At 56.8% G+C, this 12,375-nt stretch carries 10 protein-coding genes and 1 tRNA gene; all 11 read right to left on the reverse strand.

Annotated elements, in window-relative coordinates; translation table 11 throughout:
* Position 1: 1 nt before the first annotated feature.
* The 11 genes from yidC to FRD01_RS12200 all read right to left on the reverse strand — a co-directional run bounded on the left by yidC (position 2) and on the right by FRD01_RS12200 (position 12,321).
* Entirely contained in the window at positions 2-1,672 is a 1,671-nt protein-coding gene (gene yidC, locus FRD01_RS12150; RefSeq protein WP_249755575.1) for a membrane protein insertase YidC, read from the reverse strand.
* A 13-nt stretch (positions 1,673-1,685) separates the two neighbouring features.
* On the reverse strand, positions 1,686-1,880 hold the full coding sequence (gene yidD, locus FRD01_RS24335; protein ID WP_249756214.1) for a membrane protein insertion efficiency factor YidD: 195 nt from the start codon (positions 1,878-1,880) through the stop codon (positions 1,686-1,688).
* Between the two features lie 109 nt (positions 1,881-1,989).
* Positions 1,990-2,379 (reverse strand): ribonuclease P protein component, encoded by a 390-nt coding sequence (gene rnpA, locus FRD01_RS12160; RefSeq protein ID WP_146959994.1) that lies wholly within the window; start codon positions 2,377-2,379, stop codon positions 1,990-1,992.
* Positions 2,380-2,406: 27 nt separating this feature from the next.
* Positions 2,407-2,559: a 50S ribosomal protein L34 gene (gene rpmH, locus FRD01_RS12165; protein ID WP_146959995.1), complete on the reverse strand. Its 153-nt coding sequence runs from the start codon at positions 2,557-2,559 to the stop codon at positions 2,407-2,409.
* Between the two features lie 58 nt (positions 2,560-2,617).
* Positions 2,618-4,615 (reverse strand): PA14 domain-containing protein, encoded by a 1,998-nt coding sequence (locus tag FRD01_RS12170; RefSeq protein WP_146959997.1) that lies wholly within the window; start codon positions 4,613-4,615, stop codon positions 2,618-2,620.
* A gap of 82 nt (positions 4,616-4,697) precedes the next feature.
* Entirely contained in the window at positions 4,698-6,419 is a 1,722-nt protein-coding gene (locus FRD01_RS12175; RefSeq protein ID WP_146959999.1) for a sulfatase, read from the reverse strand.
* On the reverse strand, positions 6,416-8,167 hold the full coding sequence (locus FRD01_RS12180; RefSeq protein WP_146960001.1) for a sulfatase-like hydrolase/transferase: 1,752 nt from the start codon (positions 8,165-8,167) through the stop codon (positions 6,416-6,418). Before FRD01_RS12180 ends, FRD01_RS12175 begins: the two co-directional genes overlap by 4 nt.
* 6 nt (positions 8,168-8,173) lie before the next feature.
* Positions 8,174-9,880: a potassium channel family protein gene (locus FRD01_RS12185; protein ID WP_146960003.1), complete on the reverse strand. Its 1,707-nt coding sequence runs from the start codon at positions 9,878-9,880 to the stop codon at positions 8,174-8,176.
* On the reverse strand, positions 9,877-11,259 hold the full coding sequence (gene rimO, locus FRD01_RS12190; RefSeq protein WP_146960005.1) for a 30S ribosomal protein S12 methylthiotransferase RimO: 1,383 nt from the start codon (positions 11,257-11,259) through the stop codon (positions 9,877-9,879). The genes FRD01_RS12185 and rimO overlap by 4 nt, the downstream gene beginning before the upstream one ends.
* Positions 11,260-11,321: 62 nt before the next feature.
* Positions 11,322-11,945 carry a TetR/AcrR family transcriptional regulator gene (locus tag FRD01_RS12195; RefSeq protein WP_249755576.1) on the reverse strand — a complete coding sequence of 208 codons (624 nt, stop codon included), beginning with the start codon at positions 11,943-11,945 and terminating at the stop codon, positions 11,322-11,324.
* A 302-nt stretch (positions 11,946-12,247) separates the two neighbouring features.
* Positions 12,248-12,321: transfer RNA gene (locus FRD01_RS12200), tRNA-Arg, on the reverse strand.
* Between the last annotated feature and the right edge of the window lie 54 nt (positions 12,322-12,375).

Here is a 12,375-nt window from a genome sequence, read left to right on the forward strand (position 1 = left end):
TCTATCCTTTGGCTTCGCGTTTTCGCTGAAACTGTTTCTTAATCATGATTTGCTGAAGGATGCCGATGAGCATACTTGCGAAGTAATACAACACAACCCCGGAAGGTAAAAAGAGCATAAATGCCGTAAAACCAATGGGCATTATCTTCATGACCGTTTTCATCTGAGGGTTTGGAGCCTCCACGGTCATCAAGGATTGTTGCGCGAACATCACAATCCCCATCAGGATCGGCAAGACGAAGTAGGGATCCGAGGCCGATAGGTCTGTGTACCACAAGAAGAAATCGGCCTTGTAGAGCTCCACTGAGTTCAGAATCATGAAGTAGAGCGCGAGGAAAATCGGGAACTGCAGGAACATTGGCGCACAGCCGAGCATGCTCACATTATTTTCCTTAAAGACCTTCATCGTTTCTTCGGAGAGGCGCTGTTGGTCGTTCTTGTACTTCTCTTGGATCACCTTGATCTGAGGCTGAATATCCTTCATGCGCTCGCTGTTGACGTAGACTTTGTGGTTGATTGGCCACATCGCAAGGCGCACCAGAATTGTCAGAAGGATAATGGCGATACCCCAGTTGCCCGTGAAGCCGAAGAGCAACACGAGGAGCCAGCGCATTGGACGGGCGAGGAACGCGAAGAAGCCATAATCTATGGCCTCAACCAGGTCGTGGCCCGCCTGATCCAACACATCCTGGTCTTTCGGGCCCACGTAGACGGCATACTCAATGGTTTTGGACTCGCCTGAACGCAACGAAATCTCGTCGTGAATGATTCGAGTCTGCAGGAAGTTATCGTCCACGCGCTCGAGCTGGCAGCGCGCTGCACCATCGAGCGGAACCGCCGCGAACAAGAAGTAGCGGCGGTCAATGCCCGCCCATTTGACTGGATCGGCGGCTTCTCCATACGTAATCGGGCTCTCTACCGAGCCGTACATCTCGCGCTCCATCTCGTTCTGCGTCTTGCAGAGCGCCTCTACGAGGTCTGGACGCGGGTCGAGGAAGGAGGTCTCGAGGTTAGGATCTTTGTATCCCGTGATATCGAACACGGGTTGATTCGCCCAATGATCGCCAGAGATATTGCGGTAGGTCACCGAGACATCGAACTGATAAGGCTTTTCAGCGACCTTGTAGGTCTTGTTGATCTGAAACCGGCCAGCCGGGTCTATGTACTTGTAGGAAATCGCGGAGTAATCATTGCCTTTCTTGGTGCTGGCAGCCTCATCCACCTCCCAAAGGGCATCTGTCGGGACAACGAGCGTGTCCTTCAGAAAGTTTACACCGAACGGAAACTTCGTTGTCTCGCGCGGTGCCTCGCCAAGGAGGTCGCCTGCATCCTGATACTGAGCGGGTTTGAGGATCTTGACGCCCTGCATCTTACCACCACGATTACTCATGGTGAGCGTGACATCATCGCGAACCAGGTTATCCGCCCTGAACTCGATGTTCTGTGCGGGTTTCGGCGCGTCTGGTAGTGGTTTGGGCGCGGCCTCTTGTTCTTTGGGGTCCGATTTTTCGGAGTCCGCCTTCTGTGCCGCGGTTTGCCCGTCCGCCTCTTGAGGTGGGGGCATCGGGGGCATAAAGAAATACTGCCAACCGAAGAGCAAAGTCCCGCTGATCAACATGGCGAGCAGGAATCGCTTGGGTTCTGGTTGGTGTTGTTGCTGTCTTTTGCGCACTCGAACTCCTGAACTAGGGCACCGGGTCGAAACCGCCCGGATGCAACGGGTGGCAACGCCCAATGCGCTTAGCGCCCATCCACGATCCGCGCAAGAGCCCATAACGCTGAATCGCGATCAGCGTGTACTGAGAGCAACTTGGCGTGAATCGGCATGAGGGCGGAAGCATGGGAGAAATAAAACGTTGATAAAATCGAACGGCGAGCATGCCGGCCTTTGAAATGGGGCCGGGCTTTGGGCCGTCGAGCTGGTCTATCGGCACTAATTTCTGGTTTTGTTGAGCCCAGGCTTGCGCCTTCTGGGCATCTTCATGTTGCTCACACACGGGGCCCCCTGGCCTTTTGTGCAGCAGCATTAAAGAGCCCGATCAACTCGTCGCGAAGTGCGTCGAATTGTGGCTCGGCTGATTCTTCTGAACGCCTCACGATCACCACGTAATCAAAACCAGCTGGAAACTCATCGCGATGCCTTCGGAAGATCTCACGAATCCGCCGTTTGTACCGATTGCGTACAACAGCGTTTCCAACTTTGCGGCTAACTGTGGTTCCCAAACGTGGAAAGTCAAAGGAATTCTGACGTGCGATCACTACGAAGTGCTCAGAAACACGACGCGCACCACCGCGTTCAACGCGTCGAAAATCGACCCGCTTTAGCAATCGTGCGCTTTTAGGAAACGACTCTGAGTTGCTGGAGCCGGATTGGTTCATCGTGCGGCTCAGCGATTCGAGAAGAAATTATTTCTTGTGACGCTGCACTGCAAGCCGCTTACGGCCACGTGCACGACGACGAGCGAGGACCTTGCGGCCGCCGGCATCAGCCATGCGTGCGCGAAATCCGTGAGTACGACGACGCTTGACCTTACTTGGTTGATACGTACGCTTTGACATCTTCTACCTCTCTACCGCCATATGCGGTGTTCAAATCAATCTTTTGCCACCGGGCGCATTAACGCGCTCTCGGAAGGGCGCGCAAGAAAGCACACTCCCGTCGAAAGATCAAGAAGTAAACGAGTCCAAAGAGGATCAATAGGAATCCGCCAGGCCCCGAAGAAGCGGAAGAACAGGTGGATCCTTCTCCACTCACATTCGCTGGGGCATCGGGATTCACTGGATTATCCGTCAGAGTGAGCGTGATATCGGTGGCAGAGGGAGGGATCGTGACTTTGTTTTCGGTCATGGTCCAGATCTCGTCCGGATCAAGGCGCTCGTTATCGTTGGTGTCGATGAAGGCCACCACGTTATAGTCGCCCTCTTCAACGTCCAGAATTGCGAATGGTCCCGGATCGTTGATGGTAATGCGTCGTTTCTCAAACTCCTGCATCTCGTCTGTAAAGGCCTCCACGTAGAGTTTGCCGGAGGTAAAGCCACCGTAATTGATGGTGCCTGCGATGGTGTAGGTGTTGATATCAAAGTCGAGGAGGGTGATCTCGTGCTGGTTTGGTGAGCCGACCGTGTAGCCTTGCCCTTCGTCAAGGGCGATGACGATATTCTCTTCACCTTCGACGACACCGTCGATGATCGGTTGGAGCTCGATGGTCGCGGAGAGTGCGCCCGCCGCGATATCCACGGAGGCTGGCCCTTCGAAGTCCTCACCGAGAACGGCGGAACCCGAATAAGTCAGGCCGATCCGCACGGAAGAGTCCAGATTGCCTCGGCGGCGCACCTCGAGCACGATGGGCTCAGACGAGGTCTCGGCCACACGCTCAAAATCCTCGCTCATCAGGAGGCTCGCCGTGGCCGGATTCGCCGGTGCGTTGGGGTTGAGCGCGGTTTCAGGGATCACTTCCTCGGGCTGCGTGGCGCTCGACCAGACGAGCTCGATGCGGCCCGCGCCTCCGCCATTGTAGTACTCCATCCAGATCTCGTACTCTTGGTCCGCCTGAAGCGTGATGTTCCCAGTGCGCGCAGTAGGGCCCTGGTCCTGCCAGTTGTCGATGACGAGCTGCCCATCCACCCAGAGGCGCACACCGTCATCACTGGTGGTCTGGAACGTGAATTGTTCCGAGTAACGAGGCGTCACGGTGCCTGTCCAAAGCGCGGAGAAGGTCGCGTTGACGTCTGGCGCCGGGCTTTCACCGCCCTCCCACGTGAAGTCGATCGTAGGGTCCACGCGGGTATGCTGAAGCGACCCGAAATTTCGGCCGTTGTAGTATCTACCTGTGAGTCCACTGGTCGCCTGGCCGATGGTATAGGTCGCGCTGGCCACGCTGCTCGCCGTCAGCCCTTCGGCGTAGGCTCGAGCGCGTACAGTGGTGGTCTCGGTGATCGTGAAACTGCCCGTGTACTCGGTGGACGTGTCGTCCGGGGCCGAGCCGTCGGTCGTGTAGTAGATGGTGGCGTCAGCGGTGGTGGTGCTGAGGCTTACGCTTACGGAGTTGGTATAGGTGCCGGCGGCCGGTGAGAACGTAGGCGTCGCCACGTTTGCGGGTTGGTCGCTTGGAAAGCCGCTAAAGGTTTCGCCCGCTGCCACCAGAATCGCCTCGTAGCGTGCCTCAACTGGAAGGTAGGTCGCGTCCGCATCAGCGATGGCGTTCCCGTCCATGTCGAGGAGCACAACCTCCATCTCCGTGAGTGGCATGGTGAGGTCGAGATTCGCGATATCCGTGAACGTGCCCAGAGCCTGAGTCGCCGTGTCACTCACGTTGGAATTGAAGAGAAGCGCCGAGTAATCACTGCATGCGCGGTTCGCGTCCTGCACAAAACATAGCTGATAGCCCGTCATGCCACCTGCCGTGTTGGACACGGTGATCTTGTGGTGCAGCGTCCCGCCCGCGTAATCCATGGGCGTGGTGAGGTCGGCGGGGAAGCCCTGTGGCAGGGCACGCACAACGGTGGCGCTAGTGGCGTGGTTGATGGTGGCATCCACCAGAGTGATCTCCTGTGCCAAAAGGCTAGCAGGCATCAGCATCGCGCTAACCATTGCGCAGCTTAGCAAACGACTCATAACGAATTCCTCGGTTTTAGCTCGTAGTATTTGGTCCTTCGGCCATGATGTTAGACGGAGTTGAAGTCTTGTACAAGACTTCCTATTGACAGGCTGGATCGGCTACCCCACCCAGATTCTTGGCTTCAGCGGGATCGGTCTTGCGGTCATAGACCTCAAAAGTCCGCGAGGAGAAGTTCCAGATCGCCTTAGTTTGGCTTGAGACAAAGGCCGTGCGCTCTATGCCACGAACCATCACCACCCGCTCATTCGGCGCTGCCAAAAGCGAGACGCCATCCATCGGCGGCCCTTGAATCCCCAAGAGCGCAAAGATAGTAGGTGCGATGTCCACCGTGGACACGGGCGCGGAATGCGTCCGAGGCTCGAGACCAGGTGCTCGAACCATCATCACCAACCGAGCCGTACCGTCATAAACCCGCATCTGGTGGTGGTAGAAACCATGCTCCCCGAGCTCATCTCCGTGATCACTCATCACGATCACTGCCACATCTGGCGGAACCGCCTCTAAAAGTTTTCCAAGCTCGTGGTCAACCAACGCGACCTCGGCATTGTACCTCGCCTCCAGCCCCGCTCCGAAATCCACAAAATCATTGGGCACGTAGTATTCATGCGCATCGTAATAGTGCGCCAGAAACACAAACCGCCCGTCGAGCTCGTCAAGTTGGGCCAAAACTCTGGAAGTCATATGGGCCGACGTCACATCAAACCAATGGTTAAATCCATCGATGCCGAGCGGGTGAGTCTTAAAGTTGGGGCCAAGCGGTTTTGCCACATACGGATGCGCCACGATGCCCTCGAAGGCCACTGAATTTGCGGCGAGCGTATCCCCGAGGGCGTGTCCCTCCTTTGCCAAATACTCGCCGGAGCCCATGGACGTAGCCGTGCCCGTGGTGGAAGGATAGACCGAGTAAGCGGACTCAAAGTTAAGAGATTCCGCAGCCAACTTGTTTAGGTTGGGGGTCAGCTCTCGGCCTTTGTAGGTCATGCCGATTCGGTCTGCGCGCAAGGCGTCCACAAAGACCAGCAAGACGCCGCGCACCGGTTGAATCTCAGGTGAAGGCCCTGGCGACACGTGCAAGCAACTCTGCGCGTCCGGAAGCTCGGGCAATTCTCTTAAGAACGAGAACTGATGCGGCAGGTGGAAGAAAAGCCTGGTGCGCTCCGCGAGCGTGTGCGCAAGGCGGTGCGGCATCACGCCAATAGACAAGACGGCGAGCAGGCCTGGCAAAAGTGTCAGGCCCATGCGGCGGGCGCTCGGAAGCCCTCGCACCACCGAAATACCCAGAAAAACTACGCCCGCCAGATGCACAAGCTCAAACGAGGTGCGCGCCGCATCGTAGATGACCACGAGTAGCATCACGAGCCAGACCGGTGGGAATGCGTACTCCATCCAGCGCCTCGCGCTCGGGGATTTCACGGCCCAGAACGCCGCGGCAAAGGCGAGCCAGAGTGAGCCCCCGGTGAGCACATAGAACTCGGTGGTGCGTTTGGCGACCTCAGGCTCTTCGGCCGGCAGCACCGAAACCCCGAAGAAGGGCATCGCGTAAAATCCACCCATCCAGAAAAAGACGAAGAGCGTACCGAAGAGGTACGCGCCCAAAAAGAGGACCCTTCCGCCGTCGGATGCCTTCTCCATCAGCGCGCTTTTGGCCAGAGAAATCGCGCCCAAGAGCGCCACCCCCACTGAAAACGACCAGAGCCAGAGCAGGCCCCACTCTGAAGGGCTGAGCCAAGTGTCGGTCCCCAAGACCGCCAAAACTTCGATCACCGCCAGGACTGCGGCCGCCAGCATCAAGAGTTTCATCCCGGCTCACACAACTCAGGAATCATCTCGTCTGCCAAGTTCTTGGACTCCTCGGGGTCGAGCTTTCGGTCATAAACCTCCATGGTGCGCGACTTGTAGTTCCAAATGACCTTGTATTCGTCCGAGACGATGGCGGCCTTCTCAATGCCACGCACAAAGACGCGGCGGTCCTGGGCGGGGTCTAGAAGGCTTATGCCATGCGCTCTTGGGAACTCGATTCCAAGGAGCTCGGCAATCGTGGGCGCAAAATCCACCGAGGAAACCGGCTCGTGGTAATCACCGGGCTTGAGCCCCGGAGCCTTCAGATAGGTCACAATTCGCGTGCTCCCGTCGTAAACCCTTATGCCATGGTAGTAAAAGCCGTGTTCCCCGAGCTCGTCACCGTGGTCGCTCATCACCAATACGGCGACATCGTCCGGAACGTGCTTGAAGAGGCGCCCAAGCTCAAAATCTACGAGCGCAACCTCGGCGTTGTAGCGGTCTTCAAGGCCTGGCCCAAAATCAAAGCGATCGTTTGGCACGTAGTGTTCATGCGGGTCGTAGTAGTGCGCCACGTACACAAAGCGCTCAGCCGTGTTGGACTGCAAATACTCGATAGCCTTGTCGGTAGAGATATCCGAAGTCGTCTCGAACTCGTTCTCGGCGGACGGATCCCCGAGCGGCTCTCCATCAAACGCATCGCCAAGTGAGGTCTGCAAGTATTCATGCGCCCAATGCCCATCAAAGCTGACCCCGTGCTTCTTGAGATGCTCGCCAAAAAACTGCCCGTCAGGCGCGTCGTAGCGGCCCGAGCCCAGCGACGCGATCATGCCGATCGTGGAAGGAAAGATGGTGTAGGAGCTCGTAAAATGGACGGCGTTTTTGGAAAACTCTTCCAGGTTCGGGGTAAGTGGGTGCCCCTTGTAGACCATGCCGATTCTGTCAGCTCTCAGGGCGTCGATGAAGACCACGAGGACGCCACGGGCCCGCGCCTTTTCGGTATCGTCTGGAGGCGGGACATCTTCCACGAGGTCCTCCATCGTTTCCTGCGGGTCGGCCAGGATCTCACAGCCTTCAGGCTCAGAATCCCTCGCCCATGCCATCATGTACTTCGCATGGAAAAAAAGCCGCGTTCGATCCACCACTGCGTGAGCCAGTCGGTGTGAAAACATCGTAGAAACCACCAGCGCGAGGGCCGCACACGCGAGCCCGATCTTCTTCATAGCATAAGGTTTCTTTGGCATGACTCGTACCAAAGCCACAAAGAGCAAACCTAGTCCCGCGAGGTGTACCAGCGCGTATGAACCGCGGGCGAGTCGGTAGAGCATCAAGGGTAAAAGCACCACCCAGAGGGCGAAGAGCACCCAGCCGAAAACCCGCTCCCACTGAGGTCTGATGTGGAGTAGCGCCATGGTCGAGGCGCAGAACACAAGGCTCAGAAACGTGATGAGCAAATAGCGCGTAGACGCGATTTCGTGCGCTACGAGGTGTAGCTCGGGCCACCACAAAAAAAGCCCGATCCAGCTCAAGATGAAGAGCGCGGAGAACCGGTAGAGGGATTCGAACATATGGCGGCCGCGCTGGCTCACCCAATCGTCCCAAATCGCGTATCCCCATGCTGCAGCGCTTAGCGCTCCCCAACTCATGGCGAACGCAAAAAACCAGAGACCGAGCCACTCTGCGGGCGCGAGCCAGGTATCCGTCCACGCCACGGCGGCCACCTCGAAGATGGCCAAGAGCGCTGGTGGCACCAGGAACTTGAGGTGCATTCCTTCCTACTTGGTTCTCTCGAAGCTCTGTACAAAGACCTCGATTTGTTCCATCGACCCGATCAAAAGCAATTCCATACCGTCTTCGAGCACCATACTCGGATTCAGGTGAGAAATCACCTCGTCTTTGGTCTTGATGGCGACAACCGTCATCCCTGTAAGCGCGCCAATCCCGCTCTGCGCCAGTGTTTTTCCGGCGAGCGACTTAGGGAGTTTGCGGCTGAAGAGGTCTACTCCTTCGCCGAGAACGATGAGTTCTTTGCCGTTGAGAATGGCCATGATGGCGTCGAGGCCAAGCGTAGAGTAGCTCAGAACAAAGTCAGCGCCCGCGCGGTAGATCGAGTCCAGGTTTCGCTCGTGTGTGATTCTGGATACGATACGAATCTCAGGATTAAGCCGGCGACAATACGCGGTCAAATAGACGTTTACGGCGTCATCATTGGTGGTGATGAGCACCGATGGCGCCTTGTCGATTCCCGCCTCTTTGAGGTGCTGAATATCAGCGGCGTCCCCTTCGATGATTCGATTACAAATGCCCTGAAGCTGAGAACAGCGCACTTGATTTTCTTCGAGCAGATTGACCGGGACGTCTTTGGCCGCAAGAGCCTGCGCGGCCGCTGCTCCGACCGACCCGCCGCCGATGATCAAGACTGGATTGGGGTTCTTGTCATAACGGGCAAGGGTCTTGTCGAGCTTTTTGAGCTCTTCTTTCGGCCCCATCACCACGCAAACGCTGGAGTTGGTGATCTCGAGTTCTGGGCGCGCCGGCTCAAGCCTCCCCTGCTCCCAGACACCGATGATATTGATGCCGGTCTTCTCGCGCAGTTTAGTGCCACGCACGGTCTTACCGGCGTAAGGCGTGTTATGAGCCGGAAGCTCGGCAATCTCCAGCGACTGGTACTGCCCGAGCTTATGAAGCCCGGCTCGCTGCGTGTTCACTCGGTTGGCGAGCTGCTCGCCGAGCCATCTCTTGAGCGGGAGCACGTGCGAAGCACCGCTGAGTTCGAGGATATCGATCGCGTTGTCGTCCGTTGAAATGGCAGCTAGAGGCACATCAGGTGCGACTTCACGGACGGTCAGCGCGATATTGGTGTTGATGACATCGTTGTGGTTCGCAAGAACCAGGCGTGCTTTATCAGCCTTAACGTTGCGATAGGTCTCAGCGCTATCGTAATCCCCGACCACAACTTTAAGCCCGTCGGTGTGGGCGTGCCCTGCCGCCGTCGCATCGGGCTCAAGGATGATATACTTTATCTGGTCGCGCTTTAGGCGCGCCACGAGTCCCGCGGTCATCGAATCGCGCGCGGTGATGATGACGTGGCCTTCCATATCGTCAGGCACTTTGCGTGGAACCCGCATACGCATCTGCTCTTCGAGCCACGGCGCGTAGAGGAAACGGATGAACGCAAATGGAAGCACAGTGAGCAGGAGAATCACGCCCGACAAGAGCACGATAACGCTGAACACACGCCCGAGATCGGAGTGGAAGGTGATATCGCCGAACCCGAGCGTGGACATCACCACGAGCACCCAATAGAGCCCTGAGAGCCAGGAATGGTCTTGGCCTTCGTAGATCGCCACAAAATGGAAGAGCACCGTAAAGAGCGCCACCACCAAAATGATCAGGACCACAAACTTCATCAACGTCGGGAGATTTCGCTTAATCTCGTCGTTGTGCATCAAGTTCGCGATATGCGTGCCGAGCGTTTTCATGAGCGCAAGGTACCCGAAATCAAGCTGATTGGCTCGGAAGGAATGACCTCGCCCACGAGGTCGTATTCCGTGGCATCGGTGATTTGAACGTCCACAATTTGGCCGGGAACCAGATGCGCGTCGGATTCAAGGGATTGTGAGAGGTAGACCACGCCGTCGATATCCGGCGCCTGGCCGTAGTGGCGGCCTTCGAAGACGAGCTCGTGCTCCTCGGAAATGCCGTCGATGATGACTTGTGTGACATCACCGATCCACGCGCGGTTCTTGCGGAGGCTGATCTCCTGCTGCAGGCTCATCAGCGCGTCGCGGCGCTCGTCCATGACGTGCTGAGGAAGCTCGCCGTCGAGTTTTGCCGCCTCGGTGCCTTCCTCGGGGCTGTACGTAAAGACGCCCACGCGGTCGAACTCCACTTCTTTGACCCAATCATAAAGGTCTTGGAATTCTTCGTCGGTCTCGCCCGGATAGCCCACGATGAACGTGGTCCTCAGGACCATATCGTCGATGGCGCGGATACGCTCGATGAGCTCGCGCTGGCGGTCTCGTTTGATATTGCGGCGCATCGACTTCAGGATCCGGTCGCTGATGTGTTGGAGCGGCATATCTACATAAGGCACCACGCGCTCGAGGTTTTGGAAGCAGTCCAAGAGCTCGTCGGTGAAGTTCCACGGATACATATAGAGCGGGCGAATCCACGAGAGGTCCGGCACATTCGAGTCCAGCTCGCGAAGCAGTCGCACGAGGTAATCGCGGTTTTCTTTCGGGTCCAAGTCGATGCCGTAGCTCGTCATGTCTTGGGCCACGAGCACGACCTCGCGCACGCCCGAGGCCGTGAGCTTTCGGGCCTCGCGCACAACATCCTCAATCGGGCGGCTGACCTGTTTGCCGCGGATCTTCGGGATGATGCAGAACGAACATGAGCGCGAGCAGCCCTCCGCAATCTTAAGGTAGGCGGTGCCGCCTCGGATCGTGTTCGTACGAGCAACCTCGTTGTCCATGATGAACGAACCAGGCTGAATATACGTGCGCTGCGGCAAGGTCCCGGCGAGCGCGTCACGAATCGAGGTGAAGGTCTTGGTGCCGAGGAACGCGTCAACTTCAGGGATTTCCTGCTCGAGCTCGGCCGAGTAGCGCTGCGAAAGACAGCCGGTCACGACCACCTTCTTAACCGCGCCCTTATTCTTGAGCTCCACCATCTCCATGATCGTATCGATGGACTCTTCTTTGGCGGCGTCGATGAATCCACAGGTATTCACCACCACGATATCGGCGTCTTCGGCCGATTCTACCACCTGATAGTCGCTCTGAATCATCCCCAGCATCACCTCGGAATCCACGCGGTTCTTGGGGCATCCGAGAGAAATCATATGTACACGTTGCATGTTCAAAACCTCTGAGCGGCCCAACCTGGGCCGAATAGGGCGCGGACTCTAAGGGATGCGTCTCAGCGCGTCAAATCCGAGTGCTTCTCCCAAACTTCCGGTTTGAAATATGGGCGAGCCATTTCGACCGCAAAATCCGGGTCGATCTTCAGGCCACCGTGAGTTTGTTTGACTAGGGCCAAGATGAGATAGGTGCCGTAATAGAGCCACGAACCCGTCTGTTGGTCCAATCCGTCAACGAGGTAGCCCTTGGATTCCCAGTAACCAAGCGTGTCCGCGATGATCTTGAGCGTGCGCTCCTGTTTCGGCAGATACGCCTCACGTACGTCGTCCTGGTCGAGCTCCGAAATCACAAGAAAGATCATCTTCGCCAGATCTTGGTGCTTCTCGAGGTAGAAGGCGTAGAATTTAAAGCACTCTTTGAGTGCCACGATCGGATTGTCGCGGTGGGTGGTGAGGAGCTCTTCGAGGCCTCGAACCAGGCGCTCCGAAGTCAAGACGATGGCCTCGGTAAAGAGCTTACGCTTACTCCCAAAGTACCGGTATATCAGGGCTTCCGTGATTCCGGCTTCCTCTGAAATCCGCTTCGTGGTGGCACCGTGGTAGGTGTCCTGCGCAAAGACCGAAATCGCACTTCGTAGGATCTGTTTTCGCCGCTCTTCGGCGCTCAATCGCTTCGTGCTCAACGTGTTTTCTCCGGGGGACAAACCTTCGTAAGCGTTTACTTACTTATGAAAACCCGGTCAAGGGTCCGTGCCTCTGACATCCATGTCAGGGGATTTGGTGCAAATCTAGGAAATCTGAGAGGTCTCACTAGAGGGTGGATCCGCAAAAACCCTGATGAAACCGAGAGAACGAAGCAGATGCAAGGTTTGGCACACGACGTGCAAAACAAAGAGGTGATGGAAGCCTAAGGTTCCCCAACCGTTTAAGTTGCGCTTCCCGAAAACACAAAAGGCGGACTCGTGAGAGTCCGCCTTTTGTTTTATGTGCCCGGCAGGGCTCGAACCTGCGACCCACGGCTTAGAAGGCCGTTGCTCTATCCAACTGAGCTACGAGCACGCGGCGATGGTGTATCAGAAAGTTTAGGGCTCGTCACTAGGTTTTGAGCGTTGA

Source organism: Microvenator marinus, assembly GCF_007993755.1.
Lineage (GTDB): Bacteria > Myxococcota_A > Bradymonadia > Bradymonadales > Bradymonadaceae > Allomicrovenator > Allomicrovenator marinus.